At 34.4% G+C, this 20,809-nt stretch carries 23 protein-coding genes and 1 riboswitch; of the genes, 4 read left to right on the top strand and 19 right to left on the bottom strand.

Annotated elements, in window-relative coordinates; all coding sequences use genetic code 11:
* The first annotated feature begins 87 nt into the window (after window positions 1–87).
* Window positions 88–978, top strand: coding sequence for a YitT family protein (locus BCR26_RS07405; RefSeq protein ID WP_069698345.1), 891 nt, complete (start codon window positions 88–90; stop codon window positions 976–978).
* Window positions 979–1,039: 61 nt separating this feature from the next.
* On the opposite strand, the gene BCR26_RS07400 is transcribed toward BCR26_RS07405, so the two are convergent.
* Genes BCR26_RS07400 through BCR26_RS07390 form a run of 3 tightly spaced genes read right to left on the bottom strand, consistent with a single transcriptional unit; the run spans window position 1,040 to window position 3,897 of the window.
* The gene (locus BCR26_RS07400; protein WP_069698344.1) at window positions 1,040–1,579 is read right to left on the bottom strand and encodes a YpiB family protein; all 540 of its coding nucleotides are present in this window, start codon (window positions 1,577–1,579) and stop codon (window positions 1,040–1,042) included.
* A gap of 8 nt (window positions 1,580–1,587) precedes the next feature.
* Complete coding sequence (locus tag BCR26_RS07395) at window positions 1,588–2,847, bottom strand: tetratricopeptide repeat protein (protein WP_069698343.1); 1,260 nt, start codon at window positions 2,845–2,847, stop codon at window positions 1,588–1,590.
* A 3-nt stretch (window positions 2,848–2,850) separates the two neighbouring features.
* Window positions 2,851–3,897, bottom strand: coding sequence for a hypothetical protein (locus BCR26_RS07390; protein ID WP_069698342.1), 1,047 nt, complete (start codon window positions 3,895–3,897; stop codon window positions 2,851–2,853).
* A gap of 123 nt (window positions 3,898–4,020) precedes the next feature.
* Between BCR26_RS07390 and BCR26_RS07385 the strand changes: the two genes are divergently transcribed.
* Together BCR26_RS07385 and BCR26_RS07380 are read left to right on the top strand one after the other, a co-directional pair.
* Entirely contained in the window at window positions 4,021–4,266 is a 246-nt protein-coding gene (locus BCR26_RS07385) for a toxin-antitoxin system, toxin component (protein WP_069698341.1), read from the top strand.
* A 260-nt stretch (window positions 4,267–4,526) separates the two neighbouring features.
* Window positions 4,527–4,871 carry a hypothetical protein gene (locus tag BCR26_RS07380; protein WP_069698340.1) on the top strand — a complete coding sequence of 115 codons (345 nt, stop codon included), beginning with the start codon at window positions 4,527–4,529 and terminating at the stop codon, window positions 4,869–4,871.
* A 159-nt stretch (window positions 4,872–5,030) separates the two neighbouring features.
* Here BCR26_RS07380 and BCR26_RS07375 read toward each other — a convergent pair whose 3' ends face one another.
* The 7 genes from BCR26_RS07375 to BCR26_RS07345 form a co-directional block, all read right to left on the bottom strand.
* Window positions 5,031–5,306, bottom strand: a complete 276-nt coding sequence (locus BCR26_RS07375; RefSeq protein WP_069698339.1) for an HU family DNA-binding protein — start codon at window positions 5,304–5,306, stop codon at window positions 5,031–5,033.
* 251 nt (window positions 5,307–5,557) lie between these two features.
* Complete coding sequence (gene der, locus BCR26_RS07370) at window positions 5,558–6,868, bottom strand: ribosome biogenesis GTPase Der (protein ID WP_069698338.1); 1,311 nt, start codon at window positions 6,866–6,868, stop codon at window positions 5,558–5,560.
* 258 nt (window positions 6,869–7,126) lie between these two features.
* Entirely contained in the window at window positions 7,127–8,341 is a 1,215-nt protein-coding gene (gene rpsA / locus BCR26_RS07365) for a 30S ribosomal protein S1 (protein ID WP_069698337.1), read from the bottom strand.
* Between the two features lie 231 nt (window positions 8,342–8,572).
* Window positions 8,573–9,244 carry a (d)CMP kinase gene (gene cmk, locus BCR26_RS07360; RefSeq protein ID WP_069698336.1) on the bottom strand — a complete coding sequence of 224 codons (672 nt, stop codon included), beginning with the start codon at window positions 9,242–9,244 and terminating at the stop codon, window positions 8,573–8,575.
* 97 nt (window positions 9,245–9,341) lie between these two features.
* Window positions 9,342–9,869, bottom strand: a complete 528-nt coding sequence (locus tag BCR26_RS07355) for an SAG1386/EF1546 family surface-associated protein (RefSeq protein WP_069698335.1) — start codon at window positions 9,867–9,869, stop codon at window positions 9,342–9,344.
* Window positions 9,870–9,942: 73 nt separating this feature from the next.
* Complete coding sequence (locus BCR26_RS07350; protein WP_069698334.1) at window positions 9,943–11,385, bottom strand: RecQ family ATP-dependent DNA helicase; 1,443 nt, start codon at window positions 11,383–11,385, stop codon at window positions 9,943–9,945.
* 1 nt (window position 11,386) lies between these two features.
* On the bottom strand, window positions 11,387–12,424 hold the full coding sequence (locus BCR26_RS07345; protein WP_069698333.1) for a YpbB family protein: 1,038 nt from the start codon (window positions 12,422–12,424) through the stop codon (window positions 11,387–11,389).
* A gap of 36 nt (window positions 12,425–12,460) precedes the next feature.
* On the opposite strand from BCR26_RS07345, the gene BCR26_RS07340 reads away from it, so the two are divergent.
* Entirely contained in the window at window positions 12,461–12,676 is a 216-nt protein-coding gene (locus tag BCR26_RS07340) for a ferredoxin (RefSeq protein WP_069698332.1), read from the top strand.
* Between the two features lie 4 nt (window positions 12,677–12,680).
* Here the strand turns inward: BCR26_RS07340 and BCR26_RS07335 are convergent, their stop codons facing one another.
* From BCR26_RS07335 to BCR26_RS07295, 9 genes are all read right to left on the bottom strand, one after another.
* On the bottom strand, window positions 12,681–13,412 hold the full coding sequence (locus BCR26_RS07335; RefSeq protein WP_069698331.1) for an alpha/beta hydrolase: 732 nt from the start codon (window positions 13,410–13,412) through the stop codon (window positions 12,681–12,683).
* Between the two features lie 179 nt (window positions 13,413–13,591).
* Window positions 13,592–14,200, bottom strand: coding sequence for an ECF transporter S component (locus tag BCR26_RS07330; RefSeq protein WP_069698330.1), 609 nt, complete (start codon window positions 14,198–14,200; stop codon window positions 13,592–13,594).
* Window positions 14,201–14,444: 244 nt separating this feature from the next.
* Window positions 14,445–14,575: riboswitch (FMN riboswitch) on the bottom strand.
* 121 nt (window positions 14,576–14,696) lie between these two features.
* Window positions 14,697–15,413, bottom strand: coding sequence for a pseudouridine synthase (locus BCR26_RS07325; RefSeq protein ID WP_069698329.1), 717 nt, complete (start codon window positions 15,411–15,413; stop codon window positions 14,697–14,699).
* Complete coding sequence (gene scpB, locus BCR26_RS07320) at window positions 15,414–16,055, bottom strand: SMC-Scp complex subunit ScpB (RefSeq protein WP_069698328.1); 642 nt, start codon at window positions 16,053–16,055, stop codon at window positions 15,414–15,416. It lies immediately after the preceding gene.
* Window positions 16,055–16,831: a segregation/condensation protein A gene (locus BCR26_RS07315; RefSeq protein WP_069698327.1), complete on the bottom strand. Its 777-nt coding sequence runs from the start codon at window positions 16,829–16,831 to the stop codon at window positions 16,055–16,057. The genes scpB and BCR26_RS07315 overlap by 1 nt, the downstream gene beginning before the upstream one ends.
* Before the next feature lie 47 nt (window positions 16,832–16,878).
* Complete coding sequence (locus BCR26_RS07310; protein WP_069698326.1) at window positions 16,879–17,238, bottom strand: GNAT family N-acetyltransferase; 360 nt, start codon at window positions 17,236–17,238, stop codon at window positions 16,879–16,881.
* A 34-nt stretch (window positions 17,239–17,272) separates the two neighbouring features.
* Window positions 17,273–18,163: a site-specific tyrosine recombinase XerD gene (gene xerD, locus BCR26_RS07305; RefSeq protein ID WP_069698364.1), complete on the bottom strand. Its 891-nt coding sequence runs from the start codon at window positions 18,161–18,163 to the stop codon at window positions 17,273–17,275.
* 125 nt (window positions 18,164–18,288) lie between these two features.
* Window positions 18,289–19,218 carry an alpha/beta hydrolase gene (locus BCR26_RS07300; RefSeq protein WP_069698325.1) on the bottom strand — a complete coding sequence of 310 codons (930 nt, stop codon included), beginning with the start codon at window positions 19,216–19,218 and terminating at the stop codon, window positions 18,289–18,291.
* 321 nt (window positions 19,219–19,539) lie between these two features.
* A complete protein-coding gene (locus BCR26_RS07295) occupies window positions 19,540–20,634 on the bottom strand; it encodes a DUF871 domain-containing protein (protein WP_069698324.1) in 1,095 nt (364 codons plus the stop codon).
* Window positions 20,635–20,809: the final 175 nt, after the last annotated feature.

The raw sequence follows: 20,809 nt of genomic DNA, 5'->3' as shown, positions 1-20,809 counted from the left end.
TATCAAAATATTGTCTATCTTTAAAGGTTGCACTTGTCGATTTATCTTTTGAATGATAAAGTGGGTATTGAAAAAGGATGTGTGGGCATGGAAGAAAAGAAATTTTATTTAAAAGATGTTATTTTTATTTTGTTAGGAACTTGTTTATACGCTTTTGGTTTAGTAACTTTTAACATTGCTAATAATTTAGCTGAGGGTGGCGTTACTGGTATCACGTTAATCTTAAGAGCGCTCTTTGATATTAATCCTGCTTATTCTACTTTGTTAATTAACATTCCTTTAATTATCATTGGTGGAAAAATTTTAGGAAAACACTCTTTTTATTATACGATTTTAGGGACTTTCTCCTTGTCTTTTTTTCTATGGATTTGGCAATTATTTCCTGTAGAAATCAATTTAGACAATGACTTATTAATCGCTTCTCTACTGGCTGGTTTAGCGGGAGGCATCGGTAGCGGTTTTGTCTATCGTGTGGGCGGAACGACAGGTGGAACAGATGTTATTGCACGGATTTTAGAAAAAAAGATTGGTATCAGTATGGGGCGCTCGATCCTTCTTTTTGATGTTCTCGTTCTAGTTCTTTCTTTAACATATATAGATGTAAAGAGAATGATGTATACACTAATTGTTTCTTTTGTATTTAGCAGAGTGGTTGATTCCGTTTTAGATGGCGCATACGCAGCCAAAGGAATTCTTATTGTTTCCGATCGTTCTGAAGACATCGGCGAAGTTATCATGCTGATGTTAAGTCGGGGTGTTACCTATCTTGATGGTACGGGAGGTTATTCACAAGTAGAGAAAAAAATAGTATATGCCGTTATTAGTCCTAGAGAAATTATGGAAGTCAAGCGAATCGTCCATGAATTAGACCCTAGAGCATTTATTTCCGTGATTAACGTTCATGAAGCAATCGGTGAAGGTTTTACTTATTTAAAACCCCAAACTTCCTTATTAAAAAAGAAAAAAATACTAGATTAGGAAAATAAAAAGTTTGAGTCCATTTTTGAACTCAAACTTTTTAAAGAATAGATAGACCAGATTAAGAAGTTTTCAAACGATTTAACTCAGCTGTTAATCCTATGAATGCATCAATATTTCCGTCTTCTAAAGAACTATCAATCTGCTCATAAAGAAGCTTCATTTTAGCTTCCTTTTCTTGTGTAGCTAAATAATCATCGATACTCTCGAAGAGCTCATCGTCAATCTGCTCGTTCCAACTAGCGAAAGGATTATCCTCTAGAATACCAATATAACGACTATTTTGCCAAGCATCTTCAAAGATACATTCCAAATATAATGGTTTTTTCCAATTCATCCGTATTTCATGAAATATTTGATCGGTATCGTTAAATTGTTTTCCTTCTAAATAGAGCATAATTGGTTCTTGTTCCATCTCAACTGAATGAATTTTGATTCCCCTTGTAGCTTTATCTGCCAGTTCAACAAAATGCACATTTTTTAAAATGGCTTCATGATTAATCAAGTAATTCAAAATCCAAAGAATCTCTCTTTGACTAAATGAAACATTGTGAACTAGCCAAACTAAAAATTCTTTTTTATCAGCAACATCAATAAACATTTTTCCACCTATCTCTCGTCTGTATCTTCTAAAAACGATATTACTTCGCTGTCTGTTGGTTCATAATGAAGATACTGTTGTAATAACTCTCTTGAAGAATCTATCTCGCCTTCTTCTCTCAAAAACAATCCATATTCTTTTAAAAATTCTGGTTCATGAGATAATTCTTGAGCCGCTTTTTGGTAATGGCTTTTAGCTAACTCAAAGTTCTCTAACGCATTATTAGCATGAGCTAAATTCCATTCTGCATAGGGATGGCTTGTTTCTTCCATTTGTTTAAGGCTCTCAATAACCTCTTCAAAACGCTCTTCATTTAAATACAAATTACTTAAGGTTAATAACGTTTCATCTTTTTTCTCTTCTAAAGCCAAAGCTTCTATCAACAAAGATTCTGCTCTTTGAACGTCATGAAGTCGATAAGCATTTTCAGAAGCAAATTGATACAATTCTACTTGATAAGGATTTTCTTTGATTCCCTCGTCTAAAACTTCTTTCGCTTCAGTCAACATTTCTTCCTCCTGCAAGGCTTCTGCTAAGAAAAGATATAGCGAATGATAGTGAGGATTCAACATTCGTAATTGTTGTAACAAAATAATCGCTTTTTGGTTATCCTCTAATTGAATGTAGGTAAATGCTAACTGGAACAGACGGTCATCTGTTTGCCCTTCTCTCAACGCATGTTCATAATAAGGAATAGACTCTTCAAATTCACCTAACATACTTAAACTGCTGCCTAAACGCTCGTTAATAGACACGGAAGAGATAGTTGTTACTTCTTTATTCAAAAGCTCTTGGTAAGCTTCAATTGCTTCTTTAAACTGCCCATTTGTAAAATACAACTCACCTAAAGCAAAAACAATTAACGTTTCATCTGGCATCAATTGTTGCGCCTCTTTTAATTTACTCTCACTAACTTCGGGAATTCCCAGTACTTGATACAAATCTGCAGTTACTAATAACCCTTGCACATAACTATCACTATCTTTACTAATTTTTTCTAAATACTCAAACGCGTCATCAATCCGATTATCTTCGATTGCAATTTCTGCTAAAGGAATATTTAACCCATCGACTTCTGGAAAAAGAGAAACTAGCTCTTGAAAAACGCGTTGTGCTTCTTCTAGAAAACCTAAAGACAATAATTCGTCTCCTAAATCTGCTAGAATATCCTCATCATCATTGTGCAATGCCTTAGTTAACATCAATTGTGCTTCCGCTAAGTTTTCTTCATGAATCGCTTGTAATACCTTTTCACTATATGTTGTCATCATTTACCCTCTTATTTCCTCTATGATTTCTTTATATTTTTCTACTACCATTAACAATTGATTCACATCTGGCTCCTGATAGTCATTTATAACACCAATATCATCTAAAAGCAATGCTTTATGCCACTGATTCATTTGATTTGTAACACTTTCTACGTAATCACTCACAAGAATTTGTTTAGGAAAATCAATCGGATACCCTAAATGAATCAACCATACTAAAAAATTTTTGTAATGAAAATCAAATTGACTCACTTCTTGAGACCAAAGCAGTTGCAGTAAACATCCTAGTAAACGTTTCATATGACTAGAAAGTAAGTGTCCATTTTCTGTTTCCAGAAAGGCTTCTTCAAACAATTGACCAAAACGATTGATTTCTTCCCCTTGAATTTCATAGTAGTGAATCAGCTCTTTTAACATTCCATTAAAAGAAGTGTGCTTTAGGTGATTTGCTTCGTTGTAGTTAAGGTAAAGCATTCTCAGGAAGTCATGGCTACAAACTAATCCGCATTTTATAAATACTAAAAAATCAATCAGCTTACTATCTCCGCGATCATTAAGCAATGTATGGTCATAAATAATACGTTCTGGCAACTCTTTGCTACCTAAAACAGCTTTATTATTTAGCTCAATCACAGATTGCACTAATAAACTTTGACTTAATGACTGAATCGACAACGGCAGCAACCAGCAAACAGCTTTAAATAAACAATTTTTTTTAATAAAGTTTGCTAGTTGAACAACGCCTTCATTTCCTACTCCTAAAAAAATAAACGAGTGCTGCTGATTTAACTCTGATAAAAATGCCAAGACTTCCTGTAACTCCTCAAAATTATTACAGTGACTGTCATTCCTACAAATATACCAATCAATACTTAGCATCCCTTCAAACAACTGAATTAGTTTATCAGAAAATAAATCATAATAGCGCTGATTCGTTAATAACACAATGTGCTTTGAACTAAGTGATTCTTTTCTTAATTGAGCAGCAAATGTTTCTCCATAAGTAATAAGCGTTTTTTGGTCGCTTTTCTCATAAGCCAATTCCATGAACAACACCTCCGCTCTTATTTTACCATTTTTCGTGAAACTAGTATATTCTTAGAGCGTTGGTAGGTAGCTCTGCTCTTTTACGATTGGGTATGTTACAATCATTCTAAGAGGTGATTTTATATGCTAAAAACTAGTGTCGATATAACTACTATCATGAAATCCGTTGCTGTAGAGGTTGCAGAGTCTTTTGATAGTGCATCCATCATTGCAGAGTATGAAACACCTGAAGAGGTATTGAATTTCTCACAAGAAGTTTTCGAACGTACTTTAGATCAGTTTTCAAACTCTTTTCGAACAAATTTCCAAGCTGCTTATGTTACTGAACTAGTCAAACAATTGAATGAACAAAGTGTTAAATTTCATTAGGCTTGCACTTAAAGCCTTTTTTTATTGACTATGATTTTAATTTATATAGTATGCATTTTTTCTAAAAAAATTTTATTTGTAAGTTAAAATCACTCAGATCAATTTATTTCAACAAAATTCCAGCTGATTAATTCCTCTATTTAATAACTAAATTTTATTGAGTCATGCTTTTATTTTCATTTTAATCTTATCCATCCTATAATTATTGTATCGACAAACAATTGATCGAAATTCATTAGAAAATACAGGAGAACAAAATTATGGAAAAAATAATGGGATATAAAGCAGATTTAACATTCTATTTATCCGCGTTTGCTAAGACAACTAATAATGACATCATTATACATACTCAAAATGCAACAATCGCTGGAACTGCAATTGCAGATGTAGCAGAAAATGAGTTAGCTGAAATTTTTATGAATGCTTTTGCAGAATTCAATGCCGAAAGAAATAAAGGCATTCCAGATGAAAAGCTAAAAGTCCAAGCTATTTTTTTAGAAAATGTAACAATCCAGCAATATGGATCTGAGTTTACTACATCCGCTCCCTTTTTAATTGTCTTTATTGATCAAATACTAGGGCTATCTTTCGGTCAGATAAATTAAGTAAGTCCTTTACCAATGACTTTTTTGGCTCTATCTACTTATTACAAGCAAAAAGAAAGAGAGCTGAAAACGAATTGCCACATTTTACTGCCCCTTTTGATTTTAAAAATTCAAAACATAAAGAAAAACCCTTGATTTCTCAAGGGTTTCTTAACTGTCTTATTTAACAGCATCTTTCAACGCTTTACCTGGTTTAAATGCAGGTACTTTACTTGCTGCGATTTGAATTTCTTTACCAGTTTGTGGGTTACGTCCTTTACGAGCCGCGCGTTCGCGAACTTCAAAGTTACCAAAACCGATTAATTGAACTTTTTCACCTTTAGCAAGTGTTTCTTGGATTGTTGAAAATACAGCGTCTACAGCTGCAGTTGCGTCTTTTTTAGTCAAGCCAGTTGAAGATGCAACGTTTTCGATTAATTCTGCTTTGTTTGCCATGGATTATTTCACCTCCTCCACAAGGGATAAAATGCCTTTATCTAAAAGACACCATTCTTATCAATTTTTGAGTGGTCCAAAAATTGATAGCAAATATTGATTTGGTTCAATATTCTGTTACCACGATATCATAGGAAGCTTGTAATAGCAAGGTTTTTACTGCTTTTTAATCAGTTTTTTTGAAATTCTCAGTTTTTTATTATAAGTGACAGAAATCATTTGAACATTTAAAAAGAATATGGTAAAATGCTCTATTTTCTTCTTCTAGGAATAATTTTTATTGGTGTCCCCTCAAAAGTAAAAGCTTTTCTAATTTGATTTTCTAAAAATCTTTCATAAGAAAAGTGCATTAACTCTTCTTCATTCACAAAGATAACAAAAGCTGGCGGCTTAACAGCGACCTGCGTTGCATAGAATATTTTCAGACGTCGACCTTTGTCTGTTGGTGTTGGGTTAATTGCTACAGCATCCATAATCACATCATTTAATAACGCTGACGGAATCCGTAGATTTTGATTCATACTCACTAATTGAATTAATTCCGGAAGCTTGTTCAATCGTTGTTTTGTTAATGCTGAAACAAAGATAATCGGCGCATAATCTAAGTATTGGAACTCATCACGAATTTTTTCTTCAAAATCACGCATTGTGTTCGTTTCTTTTTTTAGTGTATCCCATTTGTTTACAACAATTACGATTCCTCTACCAGCCTCATGAGCGTATCCAGCGACTTTCTTATCTTGCTCACGAATTCCTTCTTCCGCGTTTAAAACCATTAGAACAACATCTGATCGCTCAATAGCACGCATGGCGCGCATAACACTATATTTTTCAGTATTTTCATAAACTTTTCCACGTTTACGCATTCCGGCAGTGTCGATCATTAAGAACTTCTGACCATCTTCTGATTCAAAATACGTATCAATCGCATCTCTTGTCGTTCCTTCTATTTCAGACACAATCACACGGTCTTCACCTAAAATAGCATTAATTAAAGAAGATTTCCCTACATTAGGACGGCCAATTAAACTAAATTTGATGATACTTTCATCCTCTTCTTCAATCTCCGTTGAAAAATGCTTGACAGCCTCGTCTAAGACATCTCCAATCCCTAAACCATGACTTCCTGAAACTGGAAAAGGCTCGCCTAAACCTAGTGAATAAAATTCATAAATTTCATTTCTCATTTCTGGATTATCAACTTTATTCACTACTAAAATAACTGGTTTTTTGCTACGATATAAAATTTTTGCCACCATTTCATCTGCATCTGTGACGCCTTCACGTCCGCTTACTACAAACAAAATGACATCAGCCTCATCAATCGCAATTTCTGCTTGATGTTTAATTTGATCCATAAATGGTTCATCGCGTAAATCGATTCCTCCAGTGTCAATAACACTAAATTCGCGACCTAGCCACTCTCCTGTTGTATAAATTCTATCTCTTGTAACACCAGGGGTATCTTCGACAATCGAAATACGTTCCCCAGCTATACGGTTAAAAATTGTGGATTTGCCTACATTAGGGCGTCCGACAATTGCAATCGTTGGATTTGCCATTACTATTTCCTCCTTGAGCGTTCTCAATCTTTACTAGTTTACCTAAAGCTCGCCTAAGATGCAAGAAAAGTTTTCTCCTTGAAGAATTCCTTTTGTTTGAACATCGAAATCTGTTCTCATTCCCTCGAATTTGAAATGTGATTCATTTTAACACGAAAATCCAAGTATCCTAATTTAGTTTCAACACGATAACCAAAATTCTCTTATTAAACAACAAGAATGCCTTTCAAACAAACGAAAGGCATTCCCGATTATTTATTATTCAGAATCAGATTCTTGTCCTTTTAAAGCGTCACCTAAGATATCGCCCATAGTAAAACCAGTGTTTTCTTCTGGCAATTCATAAGATTCGACTTCTTTAGGCTCTTCTTGTGATTCCGGTTTAGCTTCTAATGCTTTAATACTTAAAGCGATACGGTGCTCATCAGGATTCACTTCTAAAACTTTCACTTTCACTTCGTCGCCTTCATGTAAAACCTCATGAGGTGTTGCAATATGTTTATGTGAAATTTGAGAAATATGAACCAACCCTTCAACACCAGGGAATACTTCTACAAATGCCCCAAAACTAGTCAGACGTTTCACTTTTCCTTCTAAGACAGCGCCAACTCCTGCTTTGTCCTCAATATCAGTCCAAGGTCCAGGCAATGTTTCTTTAATAGACAACGAAATGCGGTCTTCTTCAGGATTGATTGAAAGAATTTTTACTTTCACATCTTCTCCAACAGTTAATACATCACTCGGTTTTGCCACATGTTGGTGTCCAATTTCAGAAACATGGACTAAGCCATCAATTCCACCTAAATCAATAAACGCTCCGAAATCTGTTAGACGGGCAACTTTTCCGTCAACGATATCTCCATCAGTCAATTGAGATAAAATTTCTTTTTTCTTTGCTTCTTTTTCTGTTTCTACCACTGCTTTATGTGATAAAATTAAACGATTTTCTGAAGGTTCAATTTCGATAATTTTAAATGCCAGAGTTTGACCTTTATACTCAGAAAAATCAGCAACAAAATGATCCTCTACCATAGATGCTGGAACAAAACCACGTACACCTACATCTACTACTAAACCGCCCTTAACGACATTTGTAACAGGCGCTTCAATAATTTTACCTGCTTGGAAATCTTGTTCAATTTCTTCCCAAACTTTTTTCGCATCTAAGCGACGTTTAGAAAGCAAGTAGCTGCCATTCTCTTTATCTTTTCCGATTGAGGTAATGACAACCAAATCTAGAATATCTCCTACTTTAACAAGTTCATTAATATCCTCTACTTGTAAAGTGGATAATTCTTTCGCTGGAACAACCCCTTCTACTCCAGCCCCTTCAATCCCAACAACAACTTGCTTGTCTTCGATTGCAAGGACTTCTCCTTTAACGATGTCCCCAACACTCACTTCTTGCACGCTGTTCATTGCATCTTCCATTGTTTCATTTTTCTCAACTTGTTTGTCTTCAAAATCTGTCATGTCTACTTATCCTCCTATTACCAACAAAAATTCGTAAAAAATAACCTACTTCCTTTATAGTAAGGGATTTTCATCAAAAAATAAAGCGATTTCTCTTAATTTTTCTGTTTTTGTCCAAAAAATCGATAATTTTCTGTTTTTTATGGTGAAAACGTATGCTTTTTAGTGAAATATCACTGTTGAATAGAAAAAAGTTGGTGGTTCATGAAACCAATCAACTTAAAGTATTTTTTATTCTGCTTTTGAATGAATAATTGCTTCAATTGCTAAAACAACTTCTTCAATGTTCATTCCAGTTGTATCAATTTTTATGGCATCTTTTGCTTGCACCAAAGGAGATACTTCTCTTGTAGAATCAACATGGTCTCTTTGCTCAATTTCTTGTTTTAAGGTGTCAAAATCTGTTGTAATCCCTTTTTCAATATTTTCTTTGTAACGGCGCTCCGCTCTTTCTTGAACACTTGCAACTAAAAAGATTTTAACTTCTGCATTAGGCAAGACTGCTGTTCCAATATCTCTACCATCCATCACAACACCGCCGAGACGACCGATTTCTTGCTGTAAAGCAACCATCTTACTTCTGACTTTGGCATGCATTGCTACAAAAGAGACACCATTTGTCACATCAGGTTGTCTAATTTCATTTGTTACATCAACATTGTTCACAAATACCAATTGTCCTTCTTCTGCTTGTTTAAAAGAAATCGAATTATTCAAAATCAACGCTACTAATCCGGCTTCATCTTGAAAATCAATTCCTTCTTTTATCGCTAAGTAAGTGAGTGCTCGATACATTGAACCTGTGTCACAATAAACAAAATCTAATTTTTTAGCTAAAATTTTGGCAACGGTACTTTTCCCAGAAGAAGCTGGCCCGTCAATAGCAATACTTAATTGTTTCATCCGAAAATCTCCTTAAATTCTATCATTTAAACAGTAAAAATTGGCTGGAATAGAACTTAGGAACATGTTCTACCCTAGCCATAATTACTTATTCGCTTTATTTCACTCTTAATTGTTGTCCTGGTTGAATAATTGTACTACTCGACATCCCATTAAGACTCTCTAATTCAGAAATTGAGATCCCATTGCGCTCAGCAACTTGTTGGAATCCTTCTCCCTTTTGAACAGTATCATAAACTGGTTGTCCATCGCCTTGCTGTTGATTGTCTGATGAAGTCGGTGTTCCTTCCGCATTAGTGGACTCTGGTAAAGACTCTGAATCAATAGCAGAAGATTTAGCTTCAGCACTGGATTTAGATGTTGATTTTACAACAGAGGATGAAGGCGTTGTATTGGCATTCTTATTGCTATTTGATTTGTCTCTTGTAATAAAAAAATAAGTGCCTGTTGGTAATGCAATAATCATCACTAGCAAGAAAACTAAGAGGGTCAGAAAAACCGTATTTCCTCTTTTTCCTTGACGCTTTTCTACACGTGAATGTCTTGTATCGCTCTCTGGTTCATAAATGGATTGTTCCCATGGTTCACGGGCATCTGACTTTCTAACTTTATCTTTTTTACTCACGTATATGTCCTCCTAAATTTCTCTCGTTGATATTATACCACAGCTTTTTAGCTGTTGCTTATTAAAAAAAAGATTATTCCTCATCTTTAAATAATCTTAGAAAACTCTGTCTCCAATGAAAAGATTTTGTTGCATCTTCTGGTGATTGTACTATTTCAGCTTGGTAATTGTCAAAAGATAACCCACAGCAGTCACAACAAAGTCCCTGTGGCATCTTAACCTCTGTTTCAGAGAATGCTTTTTGGATGAAATTGCGACGACACGTTTCTTCTTGAATGTAAGCCATCATTTCATATAATGAACGTTTTCTCGTGCCTTCTTTTTCTACTAATCGTAACTCTAGTTCCTCCAAAGAATATTCTTCGTCAAGGTATCCTTGCAACCATTTTTGCTGAATCTCATTCACTAAAGGAAAAGCTTCTTCTAAATTGATTTTGGGTGACTCTACCATCGTCTTTAATAGTTCTCGGTCAATCTGACTTTCAGTTTGAAAAAAATAATGAATTCTTTCGTCACCTTTTCTGTAGAGTAAAATGGCCAAGCTTGCCTGCCCATCTCGTCCTGCACGTCCAATTTCTTGAACATAATTTGACAAACTATCAGGACAATCATAATGAATGACAAAGCGAATATCAGGTTTGTCGATTCCCATACCAAATGCATTGGTAGCACAAAGAACATCTAGTTGGTTTAAAATAAATTGTTGTTGAATCAAAAGTCGCTCCATGGGAGTCATACCACCATGATAAAAAGCCGTCCTAATACTTGTATGAGTCGCTAGAAATTCATGTACTTTTTCTGTATTTTTTCTGGTAGAACAATAGATAATTCCTTTAGCTTGCAATTTTTCTATATATTCTAATAGCAGTTCATCTTTTTCTATTGTTTGGTTGACAATTAAACCAATGTTTTCACGATTAATGGAATGAATGACTTCCGTGTAGCATTTGTTACTGGAAAATAGTCTTAGTTTAATTTCTTCCCTTACCTCCGGAGTGGCAGTTGCTGTTAAAGCAAGTGTTAAGGGATTCCCTAATTCATTTTGGATCAATGACAGCTTACTATACTCCGGACGAAAATCCACGCCCCATTGAGATACACAATGCGCTTCGTCTACAACAAATAACCCTACCTTATAAGAAGTCAATGTTTGCCTTACTTTTTCTTGGAACAACATTTCTGGACTAAGAAATAGGAATTTGTAATCATTAAGGTTCTCTAATAGATATTCTTTTTCAAAAAAAGTTAAGCTGCTATTCATCGCAATTGGCTTGCCAATATTTTTCATTTGTAGTCGTCTTACTTGATCTTCCATTAATGAAAGCAAAGGTGAAACAATAATAACTAGACCCTCCAGCAACATTCCTACATATTCATAACATAAAGATTTGCCGGTTCCAGTAGGTAAAACAGCTAAGGTACTTTTTCCAGAAAGTAAGTGAGTAATCACTTCTTTTTGCCCAGCTTTAAAAGAAGAATAGCCAAAATGAGTCATTAAATTTTTTTCTAAATCCATTCTATTTGAAGCCCTCTTTTCTAATATTTTGAACTTGGTATAAACGGAACTCAAAATAATCTAAAGTAGGAATCTGACTTTTGACAGTCGGATATGACCATTCTTGTAATGGTCTTTGTTTAATTTCGTTTAGAAGCTTCTTTATTTTTTCATCTATAAATAGGTCAAAAGGAAAGTCATCAACCAAAGATAGCTCTATTAGATGATCCTTAATTGTACTAACTTTTAGTTTTCTTTTTTTAGCAATCAATTCTAAATTCGTCGTCATGTCTAAATAACGTTTTGTTTCTTGAACGCTTTGATTATCATTTTGAAAAAAAGACCAATTCATCATGGATTGAAGTAAAGGAAGTCTATGGTTTTGTTTAATCGTCACTAATAAGTGATGTAAGTAATTCTTATTCAACAACTGTTTTTCAAGGCAAGAATCGCTTGTTTTTAACAGTTGATGGACTGTTTTCCCTACCTGTTGGTAACCAGAAAATTGTTGAACAAAATACACCGCTTCTTCATCTGGTAGGCTTTCTAGAACCATCATCCACTCTTCTTTAAGTTGATGAATCAATTCTTTTTTCGGCAAAGTTGTTAGCCATTTCTTTAAAGCCCATTGATAAATTGGTGATGATTCTATTGGAACATACTGCTTGTTCTCATAGGATAAATTAGAAACCACTTGAACAGAAAATTGAAGCACACGAAACATTTCAAAATCTTTTTTTCCAAAATGATAATTATCAATCCAAGGATACCTTTCTAGGGGTATCCCTTTTTCTCTTAGCTTTGACATTCCCTTTTCAGTGATTTGCGCTTCATTCGCATGAATTATTTTTAGCAGCTCCTGATGCGATAAGGCTTGAATCATTTCACTGTATTCTTTTTCATTTAAATCGGGAAAAAATTCAATAAATCTTAAATTATTATAAAGAAAACCGTATAATAGTACTGAACTTGATCGCTTCCCTCTTAATAAATGATACAAAGTAGAAATTCTTGCCTTGTATCCATGTTGAAATAAGGCTAAAATAAAATCAGTATTCATCTTTTTACCTCTCAAATACTAGATTGGAGTTCGATTATGTATTGTAATATAATACCTGAAAACTGTATTGCTTGCGGTCTTTGTCAAATATATGCACCAGAAATCTTTGATTATGATGATGAAGGAATTGTGCTATTAAAAAAACATTCCGATAAGCAACAACAAATTATTCCATCAGAAGAAACGGATAATGTGCTAATAGCTTATCGTAAATGTCCAGTTCGCGCAATAGAGCTTATTAAAGAAACCTAACTTTTTATATCTTCTGCAACCACTCGATTAAAATTTTGACAACTTCATCTTGCTGTTCTTGATTAGTAATCTTTGCTTTTTGATCTCCTTTTTGGTCTCCATAGCTTCCGAAGCCAGCGTGATTTCCACCTTGGATTGTTTGAAAATTAGTTTGTGTTGGCAGATATTGTTTTGATTTGTCAAACGCAGCCCAATTTAAAACCCCATCCTTTGAACCAACAATTGATAATACGCTGCCTCCAAATTCTTTAAGACTTCCTTTTTCATCTGGATAGCTAGCTAAAAAGAACACACCTTTCAAAGCGGAGCTCTCTTGGTTTTCAGCAGCAAATCTACTAGCCATTACACCACCCAAAGAATGTCCACCAATTACATAACTAGAAAGCTTTTCTGAATCTATGATTGTTTGTGCTTTATTTCCTCCTAATACAGCTAAGTTTAAAGGCTGCTTAGTTAAGTAAACTGTAAATCCCGCTTCAGCAACTTTATTTGCCCAAATACTATAACTAGCATTATCTACAAAAGCTCCTTGATAAAAAATGACGGAGACTTTTTTAGGATTTCCTTTAAAAACTAATGTATTTCCTTTATAAGTCGCTTGTTTTGCAGCATTTAGCGCTTCTGTTGTCGGGGTATAGGTTACTGATTTCAAATAAATCAATGCAATAACTACAATGCTAATTAATCCTAATAATGAAATAAGGGCAATACGTTTCCATTTTTTTGTTTTGCTCATTTGCCATCTCCTTTACTTTATTAAGCTCTATTTTATCAGATAATATGATTTTTATAGAATATTATGAATTAAAAAAAGAATTTGAATCTGATATAAATCCTGTTGACTAACTCACGTTCTCATCAAAAAAAGCGAAGTATTTTTGGAGTTCACCTAAAGTACTTCGCTTTACTATTTTTTTATTTTAACATGGGTTTTTTATCACCCAGTGTATGTTGCTTTCTAATTAACCAAGGAACTAGTTTCGCATGAAGAACTAAGAAAACGCCACTGATAATGATTCCTTTAATTAAATTAAATGGGACAATTCCGATGCTGACATATTTTGCCAGTGACATCCCCAGATATTGATCTGCGTTTACCCCAAATAGATTTAAGTAAATAGGTGTGATAACAAAATAGTTAGCAATACTCATAAAAACCGTTAATGATAAGATGCCTGTTGTAACGCCTAAAACCTTATTTGAGCGCTTTTCACTACCTTTATTAAAGAAATAATACATCGGCAAGGTAAACATACAGGTTGCAAAAAAGCTTGCGATATCTCCAACCATATTTTGAGGAGATAACCCCGTTAAGACTAAGTGCAGTGTTGAGCGGATGAATGCTGTTGCAATCCCTGCTGCTGGGCCAAAAATGAACATACTTATCATAATTGGAATGTCACTAAAATCGATTTTTAGAAAGGGAAATGCTGGGATAATCGGAATATCAAAAAACTGTAATACCGTTGCTATTGCTGCTAACATCGCCACAATAACCATCTTTTGAACCTTGTTGCTTCGCATATGAAATCCTCCTGTTAAGGACCCATCTTCAAACGAACTTTTTTGAACAAACTTTTTTGTGAGATAATACACATGAACTCTCTTATCGGTACTGTATTTTCTAAAAAATTTTCTTGTAATTGTTTTATTCAATAACAAACAAAATTAGTAGAAACAGTCCTCTACACTACAAAAATACTCTATTTTCCACAGGGAAAATAGAGTATAGAGTTATCTTATCTGAAAAAAGTCTGCTTCAAATAAGCCCTATCTTCTTTATCCAGACTTTACTGTCGGTATTGGAATCTCACCAATTCAGCTATTTTAACATCATATCAAAATAGGTCGTGGACTATACCACCGGTCGGGAATTTCACCCTGCCCCTGAAGACGAACCTTTATTAAATTTAGTTACTCTTTTATTATACAACGAAACAGAAAAAAAGCAATCTTTATCAAAAAGATTACTTAATTTCGGTAAAAAGACAAGAACTACCTTACTTCTTTCTTAATTTAACTATTTTGCTTGATTTAGCAGACTGCTAATTTCTTTTTTATTTAAACTACGGTACTCTCCTGGTCTCAACCCTTGTAACGTTAAATCGCCATATTTTTCACGTTTTAACTTTTGTACAAGATACCCAACAGATTGCAACATCTTTTTCACTTGATGATTGCGTCCTTCGTGGATTGTTAATTGAATGATACTTGTTTCTGTTTTCAAATCTACTGAAATTATTTGAACATCTGCTGGAGCTGTCTTGTAACCATCAATTTTTACCCCACGAGTCAATGGCGCCAAATCATGTTTTTTGGCTAATCCTTTAACTTTGGCAACATATATTTTATCCACTTCATGACTTGGATGGGTTAATTTTTGAGAAAAGTCACCATCATTTGTCAATAGTAACAATCCTGATGTATCGTAATCCAAACGCCCTACAGGATAGATACGTTCTTTCACATGCGTAAAGTAATCCGTTACTACCTTTCGTCCTTTATCATCAGATACAGCTGAAATAACTCCTTTTGGTTTATAAAACAGGTAATAGCCATATTCTTCTTGATAAATGGGAACATCATCTACTTCTACTTTATCTTGCTTGCCAACTTGTGTCCCTAATTCACGGACAATTTTGCCGTTGACTTTCACACGACCATTAATAATATATTCTTCTGCTTTTCTACGTGATGTAATCCCTGCATGAGCAATCACTTTCTGAAGTCTTTCCATCTAATTTTCTTCCTCCGATTCATCATTTCCTAGCTGGTGTTCCTCTGAAACATTTTCTTCTAATGGTTCCTCTTTTAACTCTTTATAGCGATCGAAAAACAGATCCATCGGTAATTCTTCAGCTATCTCTTCTTCCATTTGATGAATATCTGGTAACTCCTCTAATGTTTTCAAGCCAAAATAATCCATGAAATATGGTGTTGTCCCATAGAGTATCGCTCGTCCGGGACCATCCACTCGGCCTTTCTCCTCTATCAATTGACGTGTAACCAATTTTTGAATAGAACCTGCTGACTGAACGCCTCTTATTTCATCTACTTCCATTCTGGAAAGTGGCTGCTTATAAGCAATAATCGATAGTGTTTCTAACGCAGCCTGAGAAAGAGAATTAGATATCGGTGACTGAGCATATTTTTTTAAAATCGGAGCAAATTTTTTCTTTGTAGATAGTACAAAGTGGTTGCCAACTTCTAAAATATGTAAAGCAGAACCGGCATCTTCTTCGTATTTGATTTTTAATTCAGTTAATGTTTCATACGTTTGCGGAGGAGAAACTTCTAGTAAATAAGAAATTTCCTCCAAGCCAATTCCTTCTTCCCCAACAACAAAAAGAATCGCCTCTACTTGACTTACTAAGGTCACTATTTTTCCTCCATATCTGACTCAATCTCTTCAAATGTATTATATAAAAGAATACTCCCGTAATTTTCTTCTTGCTCAACATGAACAATTCCTTTTTTCATCAACTCTAAAAGAGCCATAAAAGTAGTCACTACTTCTTGTTTTGAATAAGAAGTAAAGAATGATTCGAATCTTACAGATGATTTCCGATCTAAACGTCCAACTTCTAAAGAAATGGCCGCAATCTTTTCTTCAATCGATACATCGTCTCCTGAAACGGTAGTTTCTATCGGCTGAAGACTTTTTCTTTTTTCTAACATTGAATGGAATGCCAAAAACAAATCAATCGTGTTAATCTGATTTGGCCTTAGTAACGGATTATCTTCTTTATAAGCATCGATATCCATTGGTTCTTTCGTATAATATAAGCTTCTTTCTGATTCTTTTTCATGAAGCAAATTCGCTGCATATTTGAATTTTCGATATTCTAATAATTGAGCAACTAAAGCATCCCTCGGATCTTCTCCTTCAAGATTTTCATCCTCTTCTACAATGTCCAATTCTTGTTTAGGTAAAAGCATCTTGCTTTTAATCGCCATTAATGTCGCTGCCATCACAAGATATTCTCCTGCTACTTCCAATTCTAAAGTCTTCATGGTGTGAATGTAACTCATATATTGTTCAGTAACAGCTGCAATCGGAATGTCATAGATATCTATTTCTAATTTTTTGATTAAGTGTAACAAGAGGTCTAATGGACCTTCAAATACATCTAATTTCACATTAATTTCCTGCAAAACGATCCAACTTTCTTTTTCGACTCTCTAGTTTACCCTAAAAAATCTTATTTGTATTCTTTCCATTTCGATAAATAGGTTGATGTAGCTAATGTACCATAAATTTTTGCATCTGGATATAACTCTACCAGATCATCAAGCAATTGAAAACCAAGTCCTTCCCCACGAAAAGAAGGGTTTAGAGAAATATCGTGCAATACAATTGCCTCTGGCGTCTCCTTTTCTATTCCAAGAATTCCTTGAATATTACGATCGCCTTCAGGTACCCAAAAAAGTAATTTCAAATTTTCCTCTTGCTCATACGTATCGATTTCTTTCAGTAATGACTGATGCACAGATAATTTTTGATGAAAGCTTAATAACCCCATAGCGATTTTTCTTTGCTCTTTTCTGTAATTCGTTAACATATGCATCACCTTCTTTTCGGTTTCAATTTTTAAACTAAGCTCTAGGAAAGTGTTGTTTATAAACATCTGCCATTCTTTGCTTTGTGATATGAGTATAAATCTGTGTCGTTGAAATATCTGCATGTCCTAATAACTCTTGGACAATTCGCAGATCTGCCCCATTTTCAAGCAAATGTGTGGCAAAACTGTGGCGCAAGGTATGTGGTGTAATATTCTTATCAATTCCAGCATCTCTTACAATTTGTTTCAGGTTCTTCCAAACTCCCTGACGAGATAAGGGTCGCCCATGATGATTCACAAACAGATGCGTTTCATTTGTATTTTTTTTTAGTAACTCAGGTCGAGCTTCTTCCATATATTTCTCAATCCATTGAATCGCGTAATCGCCTAACGGAATAATCCGTTCCTTGTCACCTTTCCCTAGCGTCTGTAACAAACCAATAGACAAATGCAAGTCACCAATTTTTAATTCTACTAACTCCGTCACTCGAAGTCCAGTTGCATACATAACTTCTAAAATCGTCCGATTGCGAATTCCTAGTGCTTTGGTGGTGTCTGGTGTTTCAATCAGTTTGGTCACTTCTTCAACTGATAAAGTACTAGGTAATTTCTGAGCTTTTTTAGGGGAATCAATATGTTGCATAGGATCATGATCCACTACTCGTTCTTGTCGTAAAAACTGATGAAACCCTCTCAAACTTGAAATCATACGAATGATGGTTGCAGATGAGTTGTTTTCACTATGTAACTTTTGTAAAAAATCTATGATCACAAAACGATCCACATTTTGCCATGAGGAAACATTTTGCTCTTTTAAAAAAATAAGATATTTATATAAATCTCGTTCATAGCTTTTTCTAGTATTAGTAGACAGTCCGCGTTCAATTTGTAAGTAATGTAGGTAGTCAATTACTTGTTCTTCCATATGTTTTACCCCATTCCCTTTGTATATGATATCAAATAATTCTTTTCTTTGCACATCCTTGTCTCTAGGAACAGTCAAAAAATTATCACTAGCTTATTTTTTCACTAGTGACAATTTCAATGATTTTAATCCATGTATTTCTCTAAAAAACTAGCAACTTTTTCTTTGTATTTTTCTTTATCTTTTGAGTAAGCTTTTGCATGACCAGCACCAGGAACAACATATTTTTCCTTTGGAGCATCTGTTGCTTCATAAACTGCTGTCAGCATTGAAAAAGGAACAAATTTATCTGCATCCCCATGAATAAATAGCATGGGTGTCTTATTTTTTTTCAATTGAGCAACTGCGTTTGCTTCTCCAAAGAAATACCCTGCACGAATTTTCGTAATCAAGCTTGTCACTTGTACAAGGGGAAATTTCGGAAGTCCAAACATATCCTTCAACTGATAGGCTAACTCTGCATCTGCTGAAGAATAACCACAGTCTTCAACAATTGCTTTTACATTTTTTGGAAGTTTCTCTCCACTAGTCATCATTACTGTTGCGGCTCCCATACTAAGGCCATATAGCGTAATCGGAGCCTCTTTTCCATTTACTTCAATCACTTTATCAATCCACTGTAAATAATCTTTTCTTTCTGGCCAACCAAACCCAATATATTTTCCTTCACTCTTACCATGACCGCGAGCATCAGGAACTAATACATTATAGCCCCATTCATGGTACATTTTTGCAAAGCTAGACATTGTTTCAGCATTTCCCATATAACCATGTGCTAGGATAGCTGTTTTTTCAGTTTTGATACTTGCTGGTAAATAGATGGCTTGTAGCTTTAAGTTATCATTAGAATTGATCTCCCAATATGATCTATTTTCATCAGCCTTAAACCATTTTTCCTCTGGTGTTGCTTCTACCTTAGTCCCTGGTGTATCGTCATCTAAAAAATCTTTTTCAGAAGGAACGACAGCATAATTATAGAAATACATGCCTGCACCTATAAGTATTATAATTAATAATATCAGTATACCTATCAAGATTTGAATCACTCTTTTCATCAATTTACCTCACTTTTTTTACTATAAAATAGTATAATGTTTTCCAAAGAATTTCGCAATCGTCAAGATTTTCTTTTATCTAAAGAAATTGATGTTTTCACTATGTAATTATTTTATTGTGCCCTATGTGAATAGAAGAGGTTTTGGGGGCGAGAAATCAGCGCGCAAAGCGCACAATACACTTTATGTATTGAGTGCTTTGCGGGAAATTTCCGAACACCCAGACTTTTGACCACCGTTTATTCAGATTTAGAGGATGAAACAAAACTGATTTTTAGTTTTGTTCCATCCTCTTCCGTTTATCTATTTGTTAATGAATATTTATTTTTTATTCTCTACCAATTTAAAGCTTGACCAAGGTTTTAAGAAATCTAGTAGGAATAGTTCATCCGCTGAAATCCGGCCAACCACATTTACACGTCCATCGTTCTTCATGTCTTTTAGAGCAATTTGCGTTTCCCCTTTATATTGACCGTAGCCAACATTATCTATTAACACATCTCCTTTTGACATGTCTCGTGTGTTATGAGCTGGGAAGGGACGATCCTTGTAGTAAATTCTAGTCATTGTTGAACGTAAAATATATTCTGAACGGTCTCCACGATAGCTATGAAGATTATCAAAAAGAACGACTCTTTCATCCTCAGTAATATCCTCCGCTACATCAACTTTAATCGATGGATACTCTGCATTGAAGGCTTCTGCCATAGCTTTTAATTCTGCTTCTGAAGCATAGGCATTCGCAACTGAGACATCATCAATTAATCCAGTTAACATTAAATGTTTCACTTGTGTTGCAATTTCTAATTCTCTATGGTCTTCTAGCGAACATAATCCGTCTTGTGTTGGCCAAGGCCCAAACGTTGCGTCATGAGAGTTGACAAACGCCATTGTATTAATATTATATTTACGGAATTTTTCAGAACAAAAAACAAAATGATCGTAACTTAAGCCAGAGTATCGATGAGGATAAAAGTTATGTGATCCTAATAGATTATCTGTATTAGGAGAATAACTCATAATGTTATCGACATAACTTGTACCAGTACTCATATTGATTTCAATTTTGATACCGTAAGGATTACGAGTCATTTTGGCTTCTTCTTGTCCAGTAAACCCAATATCTAAACGGACACCATGAGCGCCCATCTCATGGAAGAACGACAAATCATCGTAAGAAATACCTAATTGTTCAAATAAAGCTGGATTGATGTCAACCATTACTTCCATATCAAGACTATTTGCATAGTCTACAACTTTTTTAAAGTCAGCCAAAACCTTATCTTTATCTTCAGTAATTTGTAATAAACTCGTAAAAACTCTTTTAAATCCATATTTATGTGCTAAATCTAAATACGCTTTATCCTTTTCAAATGTTGAACGTTCTGGATAAATAGAAATACCTAATTTTCCCATCAATAGTGCCTCCTAGAGTTTTTAATTATCATAATGTATCCATTTACATTATAGCAGAAGCAAAAATAATGGTCTACACCTTTCAATAGATTGCACTTTCAAATTTTTAGATAAAACCTAATATACGCAAAATTTTCGCATTTCTGTGGATGAAATATAAGAAAAAAAACATTCC

Origin of the sequence: Enterococcus rivorum (assembly GCF_001742285.1) — a bacterium.
In the GTDB taxonomy this organism is placed as follows: domain Bacteria; phylum Bacillota; class Bacilli; order Lactobacillales; family Enterococcaceae; genus Enterococcus_L; species Enterococcus_L rivorum.
This window is presented reverse-complemented; position numbering and strand designations above follow the sequence as displayed.

What these genes read in the sequence shown, in the direction of transcription:
- BCR26_RS07300 (WP_069698325.1), bottom strand. Translation starts at nt 19,218, where the DNA reads ATGAAAAGAGTGATTCAAATCTTGATAGGTATACTGATATTATTAATT.
- BCR26_RS07375 (WP_069698339.1), bottom strand. Translation starts at nt 5,306, where the DNA reads ATGGCAAACAAAGCAGAATTAATCGAAAACGTTGCATCTTCAACTGGC.
- der (WP_069698338.1), bottom strand. Translation starts at nt 6,868, where the DNA reads ATGGCAAATCCAACGATTGCAATTGTCGGACGCCCTAATGTAGGCAAA.
- BCR26_RS07400 (WP_069698344.1), bottom strand. Translation starts at nt 1,579, where the DNA reads ATGTTTATTGATGTTGCTGATAAAAAAGAATTTTTAGTTTGGCTAGTT.
- BCR26_RS07395 (WP_069698343.1), bottom strand. Translation starts at nt 2,847, where the DNA reads ATGACAACATATAGTGAAAAGGTATTACAAGCGATTCATGAAGAAAAC.
- BCR26_RS07390 (WP_069698342.1), bottom strand. Translation starts at nt 3,897, where the DNA reads ATGGAATTGGCTTATGAGAAAAGCGACCAAAAAACGCTTATTACTTAT.
- BCR26_RS07330 (WP_069698330.1), bottom strand. Translation starts at nt 14,200, where the DNA reads ATGCGAAGCAACAAGGTTCAAAAGATGGTTATTGTGGCGATGTTAGCA.
- BCR26_RS07310 (WP_069698326.1), bottom strand. Translation starts at nt 17,238, where the DNA reads ATGTTAACGAATTACAGAAAAGAGCAAAGAAAAATCGCTATGGGGTTA.
- BCR26_RS07345 (WP_069698333.1), bottom strand. Translation starts at nt 12,424, where the DNA reads ATGAATACTGATTTTATTTTAGCCTTATTTCAACATGGATACAAGGCA.
- BCR26_RS07340 (WP_069698332.1), top strand. Translation starts at nt 12,461, where the DNA reads ATGTATTGTAATATAATACCTGAAAACTGTATTGCTTGCGGTCTTTGT.
- xerD (WP_069698364.1), bottom strand. Translation starts at nt 18,163, where the DNA reads ATGGAAGAACAAGTAATTGACTACCTACATTACTTACAAATTGAACGC.
- BCR26_RS07405 (WP_069698345.1), top strand. Translation starts at nt 88, where the DNA reads ATGGAAGAAAAGAAATTTTATTTAAAAGATGTTATTTTTATTTTGTTA.
- BCR26_RS07295 (WP_069698324.1), bottom strand. Translation starts at nt 20,634, where the DNA reads ATGGGAAAATTAGGTATTTCTATTTATCCAGAACGTTCAACATTTGAA.
- BCR26_RS07380 (WP_069698340.1), top strand. Translation starts at nt 4,527, where the DNA reads ATGGAAAAAATAATGGGATATAAAGCAGATTTAACATTCTATTTATCC.
- BCR26_RS07350 (WP_069698334.1), bottom strand. Translation starts at nt 11,385, where the DNA reads ATGGATTTAGAAAAAAATTTAATGACTCATTTTGGCTATTCTTCTTTT.
- BCR26_RS07325 (WP_069698329.1), bottom strand. Translation starts at nt 15,413, where the DNA reads ATGGAAAGACTTCAGAAAGTGATTGCTCATGCAGGGATTACATCACGT.
- BCR26_RS07385 (WP_069698341.1), top strand. Translation starts at nt 4,021, where the DNA reads ATGCTAAAAACTAGTGTCGATATAACTACTATCATGAAATCCGTTGCT.
- cmk (WP_069698336.1), bottom strand. Translation starts at nt 9,244, where the DNA reads ATGAAACAATTAAGTATTGCTATTGACGGGCCAGCTTCTTCTGGGAAA.
- BCR26_RS07335 (WP_069698331.1), bottom strand. Translation starts at nt 13,412, where the DNA reads ATGAGCAAAACAAAAAAATGGAAACGTATTGCCCTTATTTCATTATTA.
- rpsA (WP_069698337.1), bottom strand. Translation starts at nt 8,341, where the DNA reads ATGACAGATTTTGAAGACAAACAAGTTGAGAAAAATGAAACAATGGAA.